This window comes from Thioclava sp. IC9 (assembly GCF_002213225.1).
GTDB classification, from domain to species: domain Bacteria; phylum Pseudomonadota; class Alphaproteobacteria; order Rhodobacterales; family Rhodobacteraceae; genus Thioclava; species Thioclava nitratireducens.
This window is the reverse complement of the sequence record NZ_NBNX01000001.1, coordinates 226045-246471: the sequence shown is the minus strand read 5'-3', so window position 1 is coordinate 246471 and position 20427 is coordinate 226045. Positions and strand designations below refer to the sequence as shown.

Below are 20427 nucleotides of genomic sequence, written 5' to 3'. Positions count from 1 at the left end.
CAATGGTAGATGCGGCAACCAGCACCAGCCACGCCAGGCTCGATCGGTTCCGCGACCTCGTTCACGAGGTCAGCGGCATCCGGTTGCGGGAGTCTAAAAACGTGATGATCGAGTCGCGCCTGCGCAAACGTATGGTCGCGCTCGGCCTCCCCACGCTGGACGCATATCTCGGTCACCTGTTCGACGATGGAGCAATGCGCGAAGAATTGCCCCGGATCATCGATCTGATAACCACCAACAAGACCGACTTCTTCCGGGAGCCGGCACATTACCGCTTTCTGGAGGAGCGTATCATTCCCGAATGCCTCGCGCCTGCGCCCGCTGGACGGACGGTCCGGTTCCGGCTCTGGAGCGCGGCAGCCTCGACCGGGGCCGAAGCCTGGTCGGCGGCAATGCTGCTGGCCCGCGCGGCACAGGCTGATCGCCGGCTGGATTGGGCCATACTCGGCACCGACATCTCTCACCGGGTGCTGCAGATCGCGCAAAACGCCGTCTTTCCGCTATCGGATCTGGAGCCGGTCCCCCCGGCATTGCGCGACGCCTATCTCATGCAGGGCCGGAAAGGCCCGGTTCGGCAGGCACGAATTGTGCCGGAACTCCGTGCGCGGGTCCGGTTCGCACCGATGAACCTGATGGAGATACCCTATCCGATCGAAACCGGTCTGGACGTTGTCATGCTGCGCAACGTCCTGATCTATTTCGACCCGCCGACGCAGCACCGGGTGCTCGCCGCGCTGGCCCGACACCTGCGTCGCGGCGGCTACCTGATCGTCGGCCATTCCGAGTCCATGATCGTGCAGGTGCCTTCGCTCGTTCAGATGGCCCCCGGCGTGTTCCGCAACGAAGGAGCAACATGATGGCGCAGATCAAGGTTCTGATCGTCGATGACAGCGCCTCCGCGCGAAAGGCGCTGTGCGAACTTCTGGGCGCGGATCCGGCCATTCGGGTGACCGCGACCGCCCGCGATGCTTTCGACGCGGCCGAGAAAATGCGCGATGCGCTGCCCGATGTGATGCTGCTGGATCTGGAATTGCCGCGTATGAATGGGTTGACTTTTCTGGCCAAGATAATGGCACAGCACCCGCTGCCCGTCGTCGTCTGTTCGAGCCATACCGATGCCGGCTCGCATGCCGCGATGCGCGCGCTGGAAATTGGGGCCCGCGAGGTCGTGGGCAAGCCGCGCCTGACCACGCCCGAGGCCCGGCAGGAAGCACAGATCCGGCTCTCCGATGCCGTACGCGCCGCCGCGAAGGCAGGCGGACTTCGCGGCTTCGGCGATCGCGCGTCCGCCCGACTGAAGGCAGAGCCGACCCAGCTCTCGCCTGGGCCGAAACTTACGGCCGACGTCATCCTGCCTCCGCCACGTCCCGGCGCGCCGATCCCCTCCGGCGTCGGGCCGCTCGTGGTGATCGGCGCTTCGACCGGGGGGACGGAGGCGCTGGCGACGCTGCTTCCGCGGCTTGCCCCGACGACGCCACCGGTCGTGATCGTCCAGCACATGCCGGAGAAATTCACAGCGGCCTTCGCCCGGCGGCTCGATGGTCTCTGTTCGGTCAGTGTCAGCGAGGCGGTCGATGGCGACCGCCCCGTCCCGGGCAGCGTGCTGATCGCACCGGGCGATCGCCACCTCATTCTGCGGCGGCAAGGCGCGGGCTATCGCGTGGGGATTCTCGATGGGCCCTATGTCGCACGGCATCGACCTTCAGTGGATGTTCTGTTCCGCTCGGCGGCGATCGCCGCCGGGCCGGCGGCGCTGGGGATCCTGATGACGGGCATGGGCGATGACGGCGCGCGCGGGCTGGCCGAGATGCGGGCGGTCGGCGCCCAGACCATCGCTCAGGACAAGCCGACCTCGGTCGTGTGGGGGATGCCCGGTGAGGCGATGCGCATCGGCGCCGCTGAACGGGCGGTTCCGCTGCAGGGGCTGGCGACGGAGATCGCGCGGTACGAGATGCGGGTCGGTGCGGCATGACCGATGATATCACGCGGTCGCTTGCCGCTCTCCGAACAGTTTCGGCGCAGCTGGCGGGCGAGTTGGAAACCGTCTTCCTGAATGCATCGACCGCGCTATTCGCACGGCTCGACGATCTCGGTACGATGCAGACCCTGCTGGGACGCGTCTCCGAGGCGTCCGGCCAGGAGGGATTGAAACGGCTCGACGAGGCGGCGCGCGACGTCGGGGCGCTCCTCGAACAGGTCGAAGCCCAGTTCGGCATGCTCGACGAGGCGGCCGAAATGCTGCTCGGCAATGCCGCAGAGATCCGTGCTCTGATCCCCGCTCAGGTCCGCAGAATTCGGCTTGCGCGAATGATCGCGACCAATGCCCTCGTCGTCAGCCGCGCCATGAACGAGGGGTCGTTGGCGCGCTTCGCCACGGAGGCCCGGACAATCCTCGACAGGATCGATCGCGCGGTGGCAGAGCTGGGGGAGGAACTGGCGCAGGGCGACCGGCAGCTGGCCCACCTCGCCCCTGAGATCCGCGGCATGAAACGGACCGCGCAAGACATCGGGGATGTTCGAAGGGAAATCTCTGCTCTGCTCCGTGCGCTGCGTGGCAATTCCTTGCCGCTCCGGGCCGTGGAACAGGTCGGAGAAGCGCGGCAGCGTCTCGGATCCGCCCTCCAAAGCGCGGTGACCCATCTTCAATGCGGTGACGCGGCGCGGCAGAGGCTGGAACATGTCGAGGCGATAGCGGCGCGCGGCGAGGCCGGTCCGGCGGGCGTAAGACCTGCCGCCCGGGCGCTCGCGCAGCGACAGCTGCACGCGGCGATCGACGACTTGGGGATGGGCATCGAGGCCGCCCTGCCGGAGTTCGATCGGATGGGAGTGCAGGTCGAAAACGCGCGCGTCGAACTCGCCGGCATCGCCGAGGCTCCCTTGGCAAGATCACTGGCCGGCGTGGCCGAACGCGCCCGCCGGCTGGCGACCGGGGCAGAGCAACTTGCAGCGCAGCGTGATCGGATCGCGCCGGACATGGCCGCTCTCTCGGCCCTTTACGCCCGCAGTGCCGCGTCCGCCGCGGAAATATCCCGTCTCGACGAACGCATCCAGCTGCTCGGGATAAACGCGACCCTGGTCTCCGGCCGTCTGGGGCCGGACGGCGGAGCGACGCTCGAAGTGTCGGAGCAGCTGCGCGACTGCACACTCGAGATCGCGGCCGGGATCGCCGGGATCGTCCGCCTGGCCCTGTTGCAGGAGTCGAGCGCCGCGGTCTTCCTTTCCCCGGACGAGCAGAGCGGCGCGGATATCTCTGCGGTCAGGGCCATGGAGAGCCTCGCGGCAGAACTCGGCGCCGCGTTGGACGGCATGACAGATATGGTCCGCGCCGACCGCGATGGTCCCCTGCGGGATAGCCGGGCCGCGTTGGTGCGCTTGCTGAGCGAAGCACGATCGGCGCTTCCTCCGAACACGAACAATGCCTTCCAGGGCGAGATTTCGAACGAAATCGCCAGCTTTTTGGACGCGGTCGAGGCGAGTTACACCATGCCCGCAGAGCGCGAGGTGCATGCCGGGGTCTTCCCGTCATCCTCGGCGGATTTCGTATCCGTGGCACAGGAGGCCGAGGACATCTTCTTCTGAGGTATCCGCATATTCAGTCACCGGTTCCAGCGCCCGGGCGCTGAAGCGTATCGTGTGCCGATCTTCGCCAGCGTGTCGTCGGTGCAGCCAGTGTCGTAGAGACAGACGTGGCACGCGCCGGTCACCGTGTGCGTTTCCAGCCATTCGAGGATGTAATCACCGATAGTCTTCACGATAGCGACGAGGGCCGGACCGTCGCGCGTCGGCGGCGGGGGGGCGCGGTGATGCCGAAGAGCCGAATCTTCTTCGATCCGATCGCCTCGATGAATCCGGAGATGCTCACATGCGCGCGTTTCCATTAGCGCCTGCTTAGCCAGATGCGCGGGTGGGAACAAGTTTGTGCGCAACCAAGGGCGGTGCATGCGAGACAATTCGCCGACGCGCAACTCTGCGCGGAATCTTTGCAGAATTGATCGCAGGGGGGATTCCAATGACGAATCACATGTGACATGATTCGAGATACAGGGCCCGGCAGAGGTCAGGACGCGGCTCCGGGGGACGGAGCGCGGCCGATACGGAAGAGAGGCAGGACAATGGTTATGAGACGCCCCACGATCGGGCCTCTGATTTTCGTGACCGTGGCGGTGGTGCTCGGCGCCTATTTCGCCTTTGCCGCCGTACAGGGACGCTACGGCATTCTCAGCCGCGTGCAGATCGAAGCGGAGATCGACGCCAAGCGCGCCGAGCGCGATGCGCTGCGCGCCAAGGTCGACCGGATGGCCAACCTGACCCATCGCCTCTCCGACGATTACCTCGATCTGGATCTTCTCGACAGCCAGGCGCGCGAAGTGCTGGGCGCGATGCGCTCCGACGAGATCGTGATCCGCTGAGAGGCTACTCGGCCTGCCCGTTTTTGCGGCACAAACATCGCTCGAAAACTGCCTCACCGGCCCTAGTTGAAACGTGAGCGCCATTCCCGCCCCGCGATGCCGCGGGGTCATTGCCTTCGGCCCGGCATTGCTGTAAGGAATGGTTTAACGCTAAACTATTCCGGCCAAGGGAGGTCTGACCAATGGCAGCACGGAAAGGCTCGGCGAGCGGCGCCAAAGCGGGCGCGAATGTCTCGGCCGAGGAACTCAAGCAATATTACCACGACATGCTGCTGATCCGGCGCTTCGAAGAGAAGGCCGGTCAGCTCTACGGCATGGGTCTGATCGGCGGCTTCTGCCACCTCTATATCGGGCAGGAAGCGGTGGTCGTCGGCCTCGAGGCTGCGGCGAAGGAAGGCGACAAGCGCGTCACCTCCTATCGCGACCACGGGCACATGCTCGCCTGCGGGATGGACCCGAAAGGCGTCATGGCCGAGCTCACGGGCCGCGACGGCGGTTACTCGAAGGGCAAGGGCGGCTCGATGCACATGTTCTCGAAAGAGAAGCATTTCTATGGCGGCCACGGCATCGTCGCGGCGCAGGTGCCGATCGGTGCGGGCCTCGCCTTCGCGGATAAGTACAAGGGCAACGACAACGTCACCTTCACCTATTTCGGCGACGGTGCGGCGAACCAGGGTCAGGTCGCAGAGACCTACAACATGGCGCAGCTCTGGGATCTTCCGGTCGTTTTCGTGATCGAGAACAACCAGTACGCGATGGGCACCAGCGTGAAGCGCGCGACCAAGTCGCCCGACTTCTACGAGCGCGGCATTGCCTACGGCATCTCCGGCGAGGAAGTCGACGGGATGGACGTGCTGGCGGTGAAGCAGGCCGGCGAGAAGGCGGTCGCGCACTGCCGCGCGGGCAAGGGCCCCTACATCCTCGAGATCAAGACCTATCGCTATCGCGGCCACTCGATGTCGGACCCGGCGAAATACCGGACCCGCGAAGAAGTGCAGAAGATGCGCGAAGAGCGTGACGCGATCGAGCAGGTCCGTCAGCTTCTGTTGACCGGCAAGCACGCGACCGAGGACGAGCTCAAGCAGGTCGACAAGGATATCAAGGCGATCGTCAACGGCGCCGCCGATTTCGCCAAGGAGAGCCCGGAGCCCTCCGTGGATGAACTTTACACCGACATCTACACCGATGTCGCGCCGCAGAACGCCTGAGGGGGGAAAGACAGATGGCAACCAAGATTCTGATGCCCGCGCTCTCGCCCACGATGGAAGAGGGCACGCTGGCGAAATGGCTCAAGAAAGAGGGCGACGAGATTTCGGCCGGTGACATCATCGCCGAGATCGAGACCGACAAGGCCACGATGGAATTCGAAGCGGTCGACGAAGGCACGCTGGGCAAGATCCTCGTCGCCGAAGGCACCTCCGGCGTGAAGGTCAACGACCCGATCGCGGTACTGCTGGAAGAAGGCGAAGACGCTTCCGCCGCGGAAGAGGCCGAAGCGCCCGACACCGGGTCGGACGCCGCCGAGAGCGACGACAGCGACGAACCCGCGAAAACTCCGGCCAAGGCGAAGTCCTCGGACGACGGCGACGACATGCCCAAGCCCGACACCACGCCGGATTGGCCCGAAGGCACGCCGATGAAGACGCAGACCGTCCGCGAGGCGCTGCGTGATGCGATGGCCGAAGAAATGCGCGCCGACGACACCGTCTTCGTGATGGGCGAGGAAGTCGCCGAATACCAGGGCGCCTACAAGGTCACGCAGGGCCTGCTCGACGAATTCGGCGACCGCCGCGTGATCGATACGCCCATCACCGAGCATGGTTTCGCCGGTCTCGGCGTCGGTGCGGCCTTCGGTGGCCTGCGCCCGATCGTCGAATTCATGACCTTCAACTTCGCCATGCAGGCGATGGACCAGATCATCAACTCGGCCGCGAAGACGCTCTACATGTCGGGCGGCCAGATGGGCGCACCGATGGTGTTCCGCGGTCCGAACGGTGCTGCGGCCCGCGTGGCGGCACAGCACAGCCAGGATTACGGCGCATGGTATGCCCATGTTCCGGGCCTGAAAGTCGTGCAGCCCTACTCGGCGGCCGATGCGAAGGGCCTGCTGAAAACCGCGATCCGCGATCCGAACCCGGTGATCTTCCTCGAAAACGAGATCCTCTACGGGCGAAGCTTCGAGGTACCGGATCTGGAGGACTTCACGATCCCCTTCGGCAAGGCGAAGATCTGGCGCGAAGGCGCGGATGTCACCATCGTCAGCTGGGGCATCGGTATGAGCCACGCGCTCGAAGCCGCGGACAAGCTCGAGAAAGAGGGCATCGACGCCGAAGTGATCGACCTGCGCACCCTGCGCCCGGTGGATTACGACACTGTGCTCGCCTCGGTGCGCAAGACCAACCGCTGCGTGACCGTCGAGGAAGGCTTCCCCGTCGCGAGCTTCGGCAACCACCTGTCGGCCGTGATCATGGAGCGCGCCTTCGACTGGCTCGACGCCCCGGTGATCAACTGCACCGGCAAGGACGTGCCGATGCCCTACGCGGCAAACCTCGAGAAACTGGCGCTCGTGACCTCGGACGAGGTCGTCGATGCGGTCAAAAAAGTCACCTACCGGTAAGGGGATAGCGCAATGGCAACCCAGATTTTGATGCCCGCCCTGTCGCCCACGATGGAGGAAGGCACGCTCGCGAAATGGCTCGTGAAAGAGGGTGACGAAGTCTCCTCGGGCGACATCATCGCGGAGATCGAGACCGACAAGGCCACGATGGAATTCGAGGCTGTGGATGAAGGCACGATCGGCAAGATCCTCGTCGCCGAAGGCACCTCCGGCGTGAAGGTCAACGACCCGATCGCGGTTCTGCTGGAAGAAGGCGAAGACGCTTCCGCCGTGGACGAGGCCGAAAGCCCTGCCCCGGCCGCGGCTCAGGCCGAAGCGGCCGAGGACGCGGAAGAGACCAAGGAAGCCGACAACGCCCCCGCCGAGAAAAGCGGCGCGAAAGCCGGTGGCTCGAAAGGTGCGGGCGCCGCGCCGAAGACCGAGAAAGCGCCTGCCGCGCCGCAGGATGCGGATGGCAAGCGCGTCTTCGCCTCGCCGCTCGCGCGCCGCATCGCCGCCGACAAGGGCGTCGATCTGGCCTCGCTCAAGGGCTCGGGCCCGAAAGGTCGTATCGTGAAGGCCGATGTCGAAGCCGCCGAAGGTGGCAAGGCAGCCCCGGCCAAGTCGGACGCGCCGAAATCCGCGGATGCGAGCCCCGTTTCGGCGCCCGCGCCGACGGTATCCTCCTCTGCCATCGCCAAGATGTACGAGGGTCGCGAGTACGAGGAGATCGAGCTCAACGGGATGCGCAAGACCATTGCCGCGCGCCTCACCGAGGCCAAGCAGACGATCCCGCATTTCTACCTGCGTCGTTCGGTCAAGCTCGACGCGCTGATGAAATTCCGCTCGCAGCTCAACAAGCAGCTCGAGGGTCGTGGCGTGAAGCTGTCGGTCAACGACTTCATCATCAAGGCCTGCGCGCTGGCGCTGCAATCGGTGCCGGATGCGAATGCGGTCTGGGCCGGCGACAAGGTGTTCAAGCTGAAGCCCTCGGACGTGGCCGTCGCGGTCGCGATCGAAGGCGGGCTGTTCACGCCGGTGCTGAAAGATGCCGAGGCGAAATCGCTCTCGACGCTTTCGGCGGAGATGAAAGACCTCGCGACCCGGGCCCGCGACCGCAAGCTCGCGCCGCATGAATATCAGGGCGGCAGCTTCGCGATCTCCAATCTCGGCATGTTCGGGATCGAGAATTTCGACGCGGTCATCAACCCGCCGCATGGTGCGATCCTCGCCGTCGGTGCAGGCATCAAGCAGCCGGTGGTGAATGACGAGGGCGAGATCGAGGTGGCGACCGTCATGTCGATGACGCTTTCGGTCGATCACCGCGTGATCGACGGCGCGCTCGGCGCGGAACTTCTCAAGGCGATCTGCGAGAACCTCGAGAACCCGATGCTGATGCTGGCCTGATCGGTCCGCACGTTTCGAGACTTTGAGGGGGGCGCTGCCCCCCTCTTCGCATTCGCGAACTCACCCCGGGGAGATTTTCACCAAGGAAACGATGCGCAGTCATTCGAGAGGCCTGGAGGCTTTTCGCGAGGCAACAAAAAAGCGGGGCCGAAGCCCCGCCTCTCTATTCCATCTGAGCTTTGCTCAACTGCCGTGCAGCAGCTGGTCCATCTCGCTTGCCGGACGCTCGCAGCCCGCCTCGCCGACGATCTTCGCGGGAACGCCGGCCACGGTCTTGCAGCAAGGCACGTCCGAGAGGACGACCGACCCCGCCGCGATCCGGCTGTTGTCGCCGACATGGATATTGCCAAGCACCTTCGCACCGGCGCCGATCAGCACGCCATTGCCGATCTTCGGGTGACGGTCCTCGTCTTCCTTGCCGGTGCCGCCCAGCGTCACCGAATGCAGCATCGAGACATTGTCTCCCACCACGGCCGTTTCGCCGATCACGATCGAATGGGCGTGGTCCATCATGATGCCGCGGCCGATCTTCGCGCCGGGATGGATGTCGACGCCGAAAAGCTCCGAAGCGCGCATCTGCACGAAATAGGCCATGTCGCGACGCCCGTTCGTGAACAGCCAATGCGCAATCCGGTAGCTTTGCAGCGCCTGGAACCCCTTGAAGAACAACAACGGCTGGATCAGGCGGTGGCAGGCCGGGTCGCGCTCATGCACGGCGACGAGATCGGCGCGGGCCGCCTGCCCCAGATCGGGATCGGCCGCGAAAGCTTCCTCGGCGATCTCGCGCAGGATCTGCTCGCTCATCTCCGCCGAGGCCAGCTTCATCGAGAAACGGTAGGCCAGCGCGCGTTCCAGCGTCGGGTGATGCAACAGCCCCGCATGGATCAGCGCGCCCAGAAGTGGCTCGTCACGCACCGCTGCCCGCGCCTCGTCGCAAATCTGCGTCCAGACCGGATCGACGGTTGCAACCTTTGCCATCTGCTTGTTCATCGGATTACTCCCTCTTCGCGCGCAAGAACCTAACACATAGGTTTTTCGGCGGATAGAGGAAGGGGCGTTCGATCATTTCGGTTTACGGGCTGCCGCATGGATTGCCACGTGGCGAGCCCCGCGCAGACGCAGCCTAGCGCGGACAGATAGCGCGGATCGCCCGGCCCTGCCCGCGCCCGCGGCATCCTCAGCGCCATGCTCAGGATCGCGCCGTTGCCCCAGCAGGGGTGCACACGACGCAACCTCTTGCAGTACCGATCGGCCGCATGGACTTGATCGAAAAGCCGGTGGAGTCGCTCCACGCGGCGCTCCTCCGGCCATAGCATCACCGCCCGTGCAAGCGTTATCAGATCGCCGTCGAGCACCGCGCGCATCTTATCCCGTCCAGATCAGCCGCGCCGGTAGTCCCGGCCCGAACACATCCGAGATCTGCGCCACCTCGAAGGTCGGCGCCGCGATCATCCCGTCCTCCGCGCGCTCCGCAGCGCCATATGTCCATTCCGGCGTGCTCACGATCACTTCGCGCCGGATCGTCTGCCCTTCTAGAACCCGCACGCGGTAGCGCTCGGACGCCTCCCCCAAAGGCACGTCCAGCGCCTCCCAGTCGTCGCCCCCGATCCGCGTCCGGCGCACCCAACTCAGCCGCAGATCGCCGCCCTGCGCCCCTGCGTGCAAATGACAAGGCGACAGTGGCCGCAACCCGATCCCCGCGAAGGCCTGAACCGTGTGAATATAGGAAGGGTCGTCATAGCCCCGCCCCGCCGGCCCCACGCGGTAGTGGCGCGCCAGATTACGTGCCGAGGGCGCGACCTCGATCTGGCGCGGTGCCCCGTCGAGCATCACGACGACCGAACCCTCCGGCCAGACATCGGGCATCACCGCGTCGCTGCCCGCCTGCCCGCGCAGCCGGGTCGAGATATCCCATACCCCCGGATCTACCGGCTCGGCGGTGACGAACTGGAAGATCTCCCACCGATCCGACGACCCATCGCCGATCGCCATCGCGTTGAGCCCGGCGAGCACACTGGCCTCGCTGGCGCTGTGCAATTCCCCTGAGAGCATCTTCACCCGCAAGCCCGGACCACGGTCCCACAGACCGCTCTGCGCGCGCGGCAGGATCGCCTGCGTCACCCCGACCGCCGCCTGCGTCTCGACCTTCGTGTTGAGCGCATAGCCCGCATCCTCCAGCGCCGAATAGAGCGCGGCCGCCCCCGGCCAAGGGCTTGCAGTGACCGCAAGATGCGGCGCGTAAGGATCTTCCGCCCCGGTCAAAAGCGGCAGATCGAGAAACACCGGCGTCACCGGCACCGGGGGCGTGAAGCTCTCGATCCGCGCCACCTCGTCGGTCTCTTCCGAGGGGTCGTAAATTCCCGACTCCACTCGCACGGCCTCCACACGGATCGCTTCAGCGCGTTCCATCCGGTCGATCCGGTAGCGCAGCGCGCCCTCCTCGGTCTGCAGCACCACGACATCCCCCGGCCCGAGCCATCCCATCGAAGGCGGGAGCGTGAACTGCACCGTATCGCGCGCCACGCGCGCCTCGGCGAGCCAGCGATGGACGACACGCATTCCCTCGGCCCGGGTCAATGCCAGGGGCGCCTCGCTCGCGGAGGCCGGGCCATCCACCTCATCAGGAAAGATCGCCTCCACCGCGCGGGTCTCGAAACTGCCATCGGCCTCGACATAGGCGAGCCGGACCCGTCCCGCGATCTCTGCCTCCGGGACGCGCCGCGTCTCGAGGCTCTGATCCTCACCATCCAACGCCAGCAGCGGAGGCAAAAGCTCCGCATCCACCGACGCATCGCGCATCCGGAACACCAGCACCCCGTCGCGCTCCAACGCATCGAAGCCGTAGATCAAGCTCAACGACTGCAATGCCCCGCGCGGCGTGATCCCACCGGGCATCGCATATCCGCGCACCACACCGTGCAGCGCGCTCACGTCGAATACGGAAACGCCCGCAAGCGCACATATCTCTCCCACCACTTGCGCCAGAGGCTGGGCCGTCGCCCGCCCCGAAATCCAATGTCCGCGCGCGTAATTCGCAGCATCTTCCCAGAGGTCCGGCAACCCGGGAAATTGCGGATAAGGTCGCACGTCCCAAGCCCAGACATGAGCGTGCGACATATCCACCATCGGGCCGCCATAGAACTCCGAGACCGGGTTGCGCGCGTCATCCCCCCAATAAGATGTCATCGCCCGCAGATATTGCATCTGCATGTAGTCGTCCCGCCGCCCGTCCGAGTAATGCGGCAGCGCACTTTCCGAGCTTTTCGGATCGAGGAACTTGTTGGGCTCGTTGGTGCCCTTGTCGATCGCGGCGCAGCCCATCTCGTCGACCCAGGCCGCGTCGAATTGCGGCCCCCGCAGCGCCTCGGGCTCATGCGCGGAAAACGCCTGCGCCGTGGCCCCGTTCGGCCAGACGAGCCGGCGCCGGGTCGCTTCCCAGACCGGTCTGCGGTCGGGCGGAGAGCAGGCGAGTATCCCGCTCTCCCCCATCACCATCACGTCGCGCACCTGATCGAAGGTCTCGCCGACCAGCGCCACACGTCGCGCCCTCCCGGGGTCGAGCGGGCGTGCGCCTTCCACCTGCGCACGCACCCACTCGGCCCCGGCCCGCGTCTTGCCCGCGCCGCGCCCACCCATGATCACCCAGCTTTTCCAATCCCCTTCGGGCGGAAGCTGATGATCGAGCGCCCAGAACTCGAAGATCCAGGGCAGCGCGAGCAATGCATTGTCATCAAGCCCGTCGAGAAACGCCTCGACACTCTCAGGCGTCGCGGAGGCGAGCCAGGCGGCGACGCCTGCCAACTGTCTGCGGAGTTTCTCGACACGCGTTCGTTCCTCCATCACCAAATGAAAAGCGGTGCGGAGGTCCTTGACCGCCTGCACCGCCGCTTTCGCCTCGGATATCTCGCCGCGCCGCACCCCCTGCAGCGCCTGCGCCAGTTCCTCGGCCACGTCGCGATAGAGCGCTTCGGTCTGATCCAGAAGATCGACCGGCCCCCCCGCCTCGTTCATCATGTTGTCTTGCGTCACGTACGAACCCACCCGTTCCAAGTTGGTCCGTTCGAGAGACATGAAAAAACGCCGTCGGGTTGCCCCGCGGCGTTTGCCCACTTCTCCTAGCACGCCAAACTTCTACCCGAGAGCGTTCGCAGAGTCAAGCTCTAAATTCCGGGTTGTGCGGCGTGGGCAAAAAAGAACCCCGGCGAAAACCGGGGTTCTTTACGTGATATCAGTTACTTGATGCGTCTTCCTGACGCTGCTTCTCGATCTCGCGCCACTTCGCCACGTTCTTGTTATGCTCTTCGATCGTGCTCGAGAAGGCATGCCCGCCAGACCCATCTGCCACGAAGAACAGGTAGTCGGTCGAATCGGGATGCAACGCCGCCTCGATCGCCGCCTTGCCCGGGTTCGCGATCGGTCCGGGAGGCAGCCCGTCGATGACATAGGTGTTGTAGGGCGTCGCCTTGCGCAGCTCGGACTGCCTCAGCCCGCGGCCCAGCACACCCTTGCCTTCGGTCACGCCGTAGATCACCGTCGGGTCGGTCTGCAGCTTCATGCCCTTTTCGAGACGGTTGATGAAGACGCTTGCCACTTCGGGGCGCTCAGCGGGCACGCCGGTTTCCTTCTCGACGATCGAGGCCATGGTCAGCGCCTGCTGCGGGTCGTCATAGGGCAGCCCCTCGGCACGTCCGTCCCAGGCATCGGCGAGGATCTTCGACTGCCGCTCGGACATCAGATCGATCAGCGCCTGCCGGTCGGCCCCGCGCGTCACCTCGTAGCTGTCGGGCGCGAGCGTGCCTTCCCCCGGCACCCCGTCGATCTTGCCCGACAGGAAGCTCGCTTCCTTCAGCCCCTGCACGATCTGCCAGCTGGTCACACCATCGACGACGGTCACGCGGGTGCGCACATCGACGCGGTCGGCCTTTTCCTCGAAGCCTTCGGGCGGCTTTTCGCTCTCGGGATTGTATTCCGCGACCTTCTGGTAATCGCCCGTGGTCGGGTCCAGCTCGCGCAGCAGCACCTCGTTGCCGTTCACGCCGATCCGGAACACCAGCTCCGAGCCGCAGGTCGAAGGCCCGCCAGATGTGATCTGCCCCACGATGGATTGCATCGAGGTGTTCGGCTCGATCAGGTAGGAGCCGAATTTCAGCTTGTCGGCCTTCTCCTCATACTGCGCACCGGTGCGGAAGAGATAGGAAGAGGAGATAGCCCCCTTCTCCTTCAGCTTCGACGACACGCCCTGCAGGCTTTCGCCCGGCGCGACGCGCAGGCACATCGCCTCGGCCAGCGGGCCGGGCTCGACATATTGGTTCTTCGCCCAGGCGACCAAGCCGCCAAGCGCGACGAGAATGACGATCAGCAGCGTCAGGAAATTCGAGACGATGTTACGCCACATCAGCTATCCACCTTGCCCATCACGAGGCTCGCATTGGTGCCGCCGAAGCCGAAGCTGTTGGACAGAGCCACGTCGATCTTGCGCTTGACCGCGGTCTTCGGCGCGAGGTCGATCACGGCCTCTTCCGGCGGATTGTCGAGGTTCAGCGTCGGCGGTGCGATCTGATCGCGGATAGCGAGGATCGAGAAGATCGCCTCCACTGCGCCAGCCGCACCCAGAAGGTGGCCGACCGAGGACTTGGTCGAGCTCATCGTGGCTTTCGACGCCGCATCGCCCAGCAGGCGCTGCACCGCCCCCAGCTCAATCACGTCGGCCATGGTCGAGGTGCCATGCGCGTTGATGTAATCCACCTGATCGGGGTTCAGATCGGCCCGCTCCAGCGCCGCTTTCATCGCGCGGAAGCCCCCATCGCCATCCTCGGACGGCGCGGTGATGTGATAGGCGTCGCCCGACAGGCCATAGCCCAGCACCTCGGCATAGATCTTCGCGCCGCGCGCCTTGGCGTGCTCGTATTCCTCCAGCACGACGCAGCCCGCGCCCTCGCCCATCACGAACCCGTCGCGATCGGCATCCCATGGACGGCTCGCGGCCTCCGGCTCGTTGCCGCGCTTGGTCGAGAGCGCCTTGCAGGCGTTGAAGCCCGCGATACCGATCTCCGAGATCGGGCTTTCCGCACCGCCGGCGACCATCACATCGGCATCGCCCAGCATGATCAGACGCGCGGCATCGCCAATGGCATGCGCGCCGGTCGAGCAGGCGGTGACGACCGCATGGTTCGGCCCCTTGAAGCCAAACCGGATCGAGACCTGCCCCGAGACGAGGTTGATCAGCGCGCCCGGGATGAAGAACGGGCTGACACGGCGGACACCCTTTTCCTTGATGAGAACGGCGGTATCGGCGATCGAGCTGAGCCCCCCGATCCCCGAACCGATCATCACGCCGGTGCGCAGGCGACCCTCTTCATCCTCGGGCTCCCAGCCGGAATCCTTTACGGCCTGCGTCGCGGCCGCCATCCCGTAGAGGATGAAATCGTCGACCTTGCGGCGCTCTTTCGGCTCCATCCAGTCGTCGGGATTGAACGTGCCGTCGGAGCCGTCGCCCAGCGGAATTTCGCAGGCGTATTTAGTGGTCACGTTGGACGCATCGAAGCGCGAGATCGTCCCCGCCCCCGACTGACCCGCGATGAGCCGCGACCAGGTCTCCTCGACCCCGCAAGCCAGCGGCGTGACCATCCCCAGACCCGTGACAACTACCCGGCGCATGCGTGACCTCTTTCTCAGCAAAATATCTTGCCAGACCTGATACACGCGGGCGCGCAAAGGCGCAATCACAACCCAAAGCGGCAGGCGGGTTACCGTCCGGCGAATGGCTGCAGTTCGGACGGGTTTGCGCCGCGTCGCGCGACCGGTTCAGGCTGGCACGCAGACTTCAGCTTGAGCGCCTCGACCCGCGTGTCCGGCGCGACAAAGGGCGGCGCCGAGGCGCGGAGATCGAAGGAGGGCTGCGCCAGCAGAACCCGGTTGCGCCCGCGGTTCTTCGCCGCGTAGAGCGCCCCGTCCGCCCGCGCATAAAGGCTCCGCAGTTCCTCGCCGCACTCCCATTCGGCGACCCCGATGGAGACGGTGACCCGCAGACCAGGCGCCTGCTGCCCCTCGAAACCCAGCGCGGCCACGGCGGCGCGAAGCCGCTCCGCCGCCTCGAGGCCCTCGGTCAGCCGCGCGCCGGGCAGGATCACCGCGAATTCATCGCCACCGATCCGCGCCAGCGTGTCCTCCAGCCGCAATTGCGCGCGCATCTTGCGCCCCGCGCGGCGCAGCACCAGATCGCCGAGCGCATGTCCGCCGCGATCGTTGACCTGCCTGAAATGGTCGATATCGATCATCAGCGCGGTGAACGGGACCCCCTCGCCCATCCCCTGACTAAAGGCTTGCTGAAACCGCCGCGACAGCATCTCGCGATTGAAAAGCCCGGTCAGCCCGTCCCGCATCGCGCGGTTGAGAAGTTTCCGCTCCACGGCACGCCGCGCATGATCCGTCCGCTCCAGCGAGACCGCCATCAGGATGATCAGGCCGACATTCACTCCCACGATCGTCGCGAGCAGCAGCAGCATTTCCGCGCGCGTGGCCAATTCGGGATCGGCGAGCAGGCAGAAGGTTCCCAGAAGGATCGGTGCGACCACGCCCAGCAGCATCTGCGCCCGCGCTTGCCGGCCAGACGCGTGTTCGTTGAGCAGCACCCGCATCACCCCGCGGTCGCCGCGGCAGATCACCCCGGCATAGGCCAGACAGAGGATCGCCACCGAGGCGCCGAGCGACATCTCCCCCGACAGATGATCGTGGACGAAAACATGCGAGAACAGATACATCAACGCGCCACCGAAAACCGTCATATGGGCAACGGTGCCGATCAGGTAGGCCCGCGCCTCGACCGCAAAAAACGCCGCCGCCGTCATCGCGAGAAGCGTCGCGGCGCTCGGCTCGATCACGGGTACGCCGTCCCACAGGTACAGCGGCGCGAGCGCGGGCACGCCCCGCCCGAGGCAAAGCAGCAGGCTCGCCGCGGCCAGCCCACGCGCCCCGATCCGTACCTCCCGGCCACAGGAGAGCGCCCCCGCCAGAGCCAGCACCGCGCCCGCCGTCCCGGTTCCCATCCCGATCCACCCGTTCAGCGCGCGCAACGGCTCCGGGCCGACGCCCGACTGAACGGCCAATCGGGAGATCAGACCCAAAGCGGCAAGCGTCGCCGCGAAAGACAAAAGGGGGCGGACCGCAACCTGCGCCCGGCGAAAGACTGACATGTGACTACCAAGATCTGCACGGGCATTGAGCGTTTGTCGTAAAGCGCCCGCGATAGGATCAGGAGACGGCCCAATTCGTTAACAAACGATTAACAGCCACTCTCAAGAGCCGCGTTTTCGCTCACATCTTCCTTAATATATGTCTTATGACATAAAATAACTGGCAAGCATCTCGTGGCGCGGCGGCCCATGCCCAAGAGTCGAGCGGATCAGCGCCACGTGATCGGGGCCGAATCCCGGCAAGCGCACTGCCCCCTCGCGGGCCATGAATCGCCCCAGCCGGGCCAAATCCCCTGCTCCTGCCCGCTTGCCGAACCGTGCCAGCGTCACATGCGGGCGGAACCGTCGCCGCGGCAGGTCGATCCCCGCCGCTCGCGCCGCCGCCATCACCGCACGGTGCCAGCGGAGCAGCTCGGGATCGGCCTGTACACCCAGTACTAGCGCCTCGGGCCGCGCCGGGCTGCCGAAGGTCTCCAGCCCTGCCAACACCACCTCCGGCCCCGGCGCCCAGTCGATTTCGCGCAACCTGTCGTCCAGAGCCTCCAGCTGTCCGATGTCGATCTCGTCGAGAAAGGCCAGCGTCAGGTGGAGGTTCTCCGGTTGCACGATCCGCCCCGCGGCCAGATCGGCCTGCAACCCCTCGATCGCCTCGATATGCTCCTCGGGCAACTCGATCGCGACGAAACTCCGCATGCAATCCTCCCCGACACCCGCGCATCTGGCGCAAAAGAAAAGCGGCGCTCCGGTTTCCCGAAGCGCCGCCCTTAACTCTCTCTCAGCGTCCGCCGTTAAGGCTTACTGCGCTTCCGAGATGAATTTAACCGCATCGCCGACGGTCTGAATGTTCTCGGCGGCGTCATCGGGGATCTCGATGCCGAACTCTTCTTCGAAGGCCATGACCAGCTCGACCGTATCGAGGCTGTCCGCACCGAGGTCGTCGATGAACGAGGCGCTCTCAGTGACCTTGTCCTCTTCCACGCCGAGATGCTCCACGACGATCTTCTTCACGCGATCAGCGATGTCGCTCATGTCAATTCCTCAAAGTTTATAGGGCCTAGCCCGTTCATGCTTGCTCGTTTACGAGCGTCTCAACCCGCGCGCCCCGGGTCAACCCGAAGACCGCAATTCAGAGCCGTGGCTGTTACGCCCGGCTCGTCTGCAGCGCTCTTAGCGATTGCCGTGGCCCATGGCAAGACGTTTCTCCACCCTAACAAAGGCGGCCATGCCGTTGGGTCACAAAGACGTCAGGCCATCGTCCCGCCGCCGTTGACATGAAGCACCGCGCCGGTGACGTAGCCCGCCTCGGGGCTCGCGAGATAGCGCACGGCGGCAGCGATTTCTTCGGGCGTGCCCATGCGCCCGGCCGGGATGCCCGACAGGATCGCGTCTTTCTGAGCATCGGTGAGCTTGTCCGTCATCGGCGTCTCGATGAAGCCCGGCGCCACGCAGTTCACCGTCACGCCGCGAGTCGCGACTTCCTGCGCGAGCGATTTCGACGCGCCGACGAGACCCGCCTTGGCTGCGGCATAGTTCACCTGGCCGGGATTGCCGGTCTGGCCGACCACCGAGGTGATGTTGATGATCCGGCCCCAGCGCGCCTTCATCATCGGGCGAAGAACCGCGCGCATCAGGCGGAACGCCGCCGTCAGGTTCACGTCGATCACCGACTGCCAATCCTCGTCCGACATCCGCATTACCAGCTGGTCGCGCGTGATTCCGGCATTGTTCACGAGGATGTCCAGACCGCCCATCGCATCGATCGCCGCTTTCGGCAGCGCCTCGACGCTTTCGGGATCGCTCAGGTTGGCCGGGCAGACATAGGCACCCTCGCCCAGCTCGGCGGCCAGCGCTTCGAGCGGCTCGACCCGCGTGCCCGACAGCGCCACGGCCGCGCCGCCCGCATGGAGCGCTCGCGCGATCTCGGCCCCGATCCCGCCGGAAGCTCCGGTCACCAGCGCGCGCTTGCCTTTCAAATCGAACATCATGCTACCTCGTTTCTAAGTCGACGCTCTCATATCAGCGAATGTGTCGTTAGGGAACTCCAAGTGCCACACGCCAAGGTTGCGCCCGCCGGAATAGGCGCTCCACCGCGTGCGACGCCACATGGAAAGGCCGTCCGGTTCGATGGCGACCCCGGACGGCCTCGCCTTCCTCTTGGCGGAAATATCCCAGGGGGTCCGGGGGAGGATCCCCCGGCTCAGCCCTCAGTCCTTCAGCGCGGCGACCTCTTCCGGCGTGCCGATCGCGCGGCAGGTGATGTCCTTGGCGATCCGCCGGACCATCCCTGCGAGCGCCTTGCCCGCGCCGATCTCCCAGATTTCGTCGACGCCCTGAGCGGCCATCCACGCGACGCTCTCGCGCCAGCGCACCGAACCCGTGACCTGCTCGACCAGAAGTTCGCGGATCAGGGCCGGATCACTCACCGCCTCTGCACGGACATTGGCGACCAGCGGCACCACCGGCGCCTTGATCTCGACCTGCGACAGCGCGGCGTCCATCGCATCGGCGGCAGGCTGCATCAGCGCGCAATGGAACGGGGCAGAGACCGGAAGCATCACGGCCCGCTTCGCGCCCGCTTCCTTGGCGAGCACCGTGGCCCGCTCGACCGCCGCCTTGTTGCCCGAGATCACCACCTGGCTCGGATCGTTGTCGTTTGCAGCCTGACAGACCTCGCCCTGCGCCGCCTCGGCAGCGACTTTCGACGCCGCCTCGAAATCGAGCCCGAGGATCGCGGCCATCGCGCCGACGCCCACCGGCACCGCCGATTGCATCGCGTCGCCGCGCACGCGCAGCAGGCGTGCGGTGTCGGGCAGGCTCAGCGACCCCGCCGCACAAAGCGCGGAATATTCGCCCAGCGAGTGACCCGCGACATAGGCCGCATCTGTGACCGCAAAGCCCTCGGCTTCCAGCGCCCGCAGCGCCGCGATAGACGTCGCCATCAGCGCGGGCTGCGCGTTGGCGGTCAGCGTCAACTCGTCCTGCTCGCCTTCCCAGATGAGCGCGCTCAGCTTCTGCCCGAGCGCCTCATCGACCTCTTCGAAGACCGCTTTCGAGGCGGGATAGGCGTCGGCCAATGCCTTGCCCATGCCGATGACCTGTGCGCCCTGACCGGGAAATACGAATGCGCGGCTCATGCCTGATCCTCCTGATTGATCTTTGGTTTCCCTTAGCGAGAAGGGCGCGGCGGGGCAAGTTCGCTGCCCTTGGCCAACCCTGCACCGCCTCTCACGCTTTAACGATGATCCGCGCCGGATTGCCCGCGACCGTCGCACCCGCCGGCACGTCGCGCGTCACGACGGCCCCCGCGCCGACCAGCGCGCCATCGCCCACCGTGATCCCCGGCAGGATGATCGCCCCACCGCCGATCCAGACATCCGCGCCGATCCGCACGGGCCGCCCGAATTCCAACCCGGTCCGGCGCGTCTCCGGATCGCGGGGATGATCGGCGGTCAGGATCTGCACCTTCGGACCGACCTGCGTCCGGTCGCCGATCGTGACCGCGACCACATCGAGGATGACACATCCGAAATTCAGAAAGACTCCGGCTCCAAGCCGGATATTGCTGCCGTAATCGCAATGGAACGGTGGGCGGATGCGCGTCCCCTGCCCCACTTCCGCGAACAGCTCCAACAGCAGCGCGTGGCAGTCCGCGGCACTATGCGCGACGGTCGCGTTGAACCGGTCCATCCACGCCGCTGCCCGCGCCATATCGGCTTCGATCTCCGGCCCTTCGGCGCGATACAATTCGCCCGCCAGCATCTTGTCCTTTTCCGAGCGCATGATCCCTCCCCGCCATCTCGCCGGACGATCCTGCCCCAGCTAC

General features: G+C 65.6%; 18 protein-coding genes. 7 read left to right on the top strand and 11 right to left on the bottom strand.

Annotated elements, in window-relative coordinates; genetic code table 11:
• The first annotated feature begins 2 nt into the window (after positions 1–2).
• The 3 genes from B6V76_RS01085 (at position 3) to B6V76_RS01075 (ending at position 3579) form a co-directional block, all read left to right on the top strand.
• The gene (locus tag B6V76_RS01085) at positions 3–857 is read left to right on the top strand and encodes a CheR family methyltransferase (RefSeq protein ID WP_088723354.1); all 855 of its coding nucleotides are present in this window, start codon (positions 3–5) and stop codon (positions 855–857) included.
• Complete coding sequence (locus tag B6V76_RS01080) at positions 857–1972, top strand: chemotaxis response regulator protein-glutamate methylesterase (protein ID WP_088723394.1); 1116 nt, start codon at positions 857–859, stop codon at positions 1970–1972. The genes B6V76_RS01085 and B6V76_RS01080 overlap by 1 nt, the downstream gene beginning before the upstream one ends.
• A gap of 62 nt (positions 1973–2034) precedes the next feature.
• A complete protein-coding gene (locus B6V76_RS01075; RefSeq protein ID WP_166504513.1) occupies positions 2035–3579 on the top strand; it encodes a hypothetical protein in 1545 nt (514 codons plus the stop codon).
• Positions 3580–3596: 17 nt separating this feature from the next.
• Here B6V76_RS01075 and B6V76_RS19800 read toward each other — a convergent pair whose 3' ends face one another.
• Entirely contained in the window at positions 3597–3752 is a 156-nt protein-coding gene (locus B6V76_RS19800) for a hypothetical protein (protein ID WP_166504512.1), read from the bottom strand.
• Positions 3753–4112: 360 nt separating this feature from the next.
• Between B6V76_RS19800 and B6V76_RS01065 the strand changes: the two genes are divergently transcribed.
• The 4 genes from B6V76_RS01065 (at position 4113) to B6V76_RS01050 (ending at position 8412) form a co-directional block, all read left to right on the top strand.
• Complete coding sequence (locus tag B6V76_RS01065; protein WP_075775013.1) at positions 4113–4409, top strand: septum formation initiator family protein; 297 nt, start codon at positions 4113–4115, stop codon at positions 4407–4409.
• A 182-nt stretch (positions 4410–4591) separates the two neighbouring features.
• Complete coding sequence (gene pdhA, locus B6V76_RS01060) at positions 4592–5617, top strand: pyruvate dehydrogenase (acetyl-transferring) E1 component subunit alpha (protein WP_075775014.1); 1026 nt, start codon at positions 4592–4594, stop codon at positions 5615–5617.
• A 14-nt stretch (positions 5618–5631) separates the two neighbouring features.
• On the top strand, positions 5632–7026 hold the full coding sequence (locus B6V76_RS01055) for a pyruvate dehydrogenase complex E1 component subunit beta (RefSeq protein ID WP_075775015.1): 1395 nt from the start codon (positions 5632–5634) through the stop codon (positions 7024–7026).
• 12 nt (positions 7027–7038) lie between these two features.
• Positions 7039–8412 carry a pyruvate dehydrogenase complex dihydrolipoamide acetyltransferase gene (locus B6V76_RS01050; RefSeq protein WP_075775016.1) on the top strand — a complete coding sequence of 458 codons (1374 nt, stop codon included), beginning with the start codon at positions 7039–7041 and terminating at the stop codon, positions 8410–8412.
• A gap of 183 nt (positions 8413–8595) precedes the next feature.
• On the opposite strand, the gene cysE is transcribed toward B6V76_RS01050, so the two are convergent.
• The 10 genes from cysE to B6V76_RS01000 form a co-directional block, all read right to left on the bottom strand.
• Entirely contained in the window at positions 8596–9402 is an 807-nt protein-coding gene (gene cysE, locus B6V76_RS01045) for a serine O-acetyltransferase (RefSeq protein WP_075775017.1), read from the bottom strand.
• 375 nt (positions 9403–9777) lie between these two features.
• Positions 9778–12441, bottom strand: a complete 2664-nt coding sequence (locus B6V76_RS01040) for a glycoside hydrolase TIM-barrel-like domain-containing protein (protein ID WP_166504511.1) — start codon at positions 12439–12441, stop codon at positions 9778–9780.
• A 199-nt stretch (positions 12442–12640) separates the two neighbouring features.
• Positions 12641–13807, bottom strand: a complete 1167-nt coding sequence (gene mltG, locus B6V76_RS01035; RefSeq protein ID WP_075775032.1) for an endolytic transglycosylase MltG — start codon at positions 13805–13807, stop codon at positions 12641–12643.
• On the bottom strand, positions 13807–15069 hold the full coding sequence (gene fabF / locus B6V76_RS01030; protein ID WP_075775033.1) for a beta-ketoacyl-ACP synthase II: 1263 nt from the start codon (positions 15067–15069) through the stop codon (positions 13807–13809). Before fabF ends, mltG begins: the two co-directional genes overlap by 1 nt.
• Positions 15070–15158: 89 nt before the next feature.
• The gene (locus tag B6V76_RS01025; RefSeq protein WP_166504510.1) at positions 15159–16517 is read right to left on the bottom strand and encodes a GGDEF domain-containing protein; all 1359 of its coding nucleotides are present in this window, start codon (positions 16515–16517) and stop codon (positions 15159–15161) included.
• A gap of 231 nt (positions 16518–16748) precedes the next feature.
• The gene (gene thpR / locus B6V76_RS01020; RefSeq protein ID WP_088726443.1) at positions 16749–17297 is read right to left on the bottom strand and encodes an RNA 2',3'-cyclic phosphodiesterase; all 549 of its coding nucleotides are present in this window, start codon (positions 17295–17297) and stop codon (positions 16749–16751) included.
• Positions 17298–17399: 102 nt separating this feature from the next.
• A complete protein-coding gene (locus B6V76_RS01015; protein WP_075775036.1) occupies positions 17400–17633 on the bottom strand; it encodes an acyl carrier protein in 234 nt (77 codons plus the stop codon).
• A 215-nt stretch (positions 17634–17848) separates the two neighbouring features.
• The gene (gene fabG / locus B6V76_RS01010) at positions 17849–18586 is read right to left on the bottom strand and encodes a 3-oxoacyl-[acyl-carrier-protein] reductase (protein WP_075775139.1); all 738 of its coding nucleotides are present in this window, start codon (positions 18584–18586) and stop codon (positions 17849–17851) included.
• Between the two features lie 222 nt (positions 18587–18808).
• The gene (fabD, locus tag B6V76_RS01005) at positions 18809–19738 is read right to left on the bottom strand and encodes an ACP S-malonyltransferase (protein WP_075775037.1); all 930 of its coding nucleotides are present in this window, start codon (positions 19736–19738) and stop codon (positions 18809–18811) included.
• Positions 19739–19829: 91 nt separating this feature from the next.
• Entirely contained in the window at positions 19830–20384 is a 555-nt protein-coding gene (locus tag B6V76_RS01000) for a sugar O-acetyltransferase (protein WP_088726442.1), read from the bottom strand.
• Between the last annotated feature and the right edge of the window lie 43 nt (positions 20385–20427).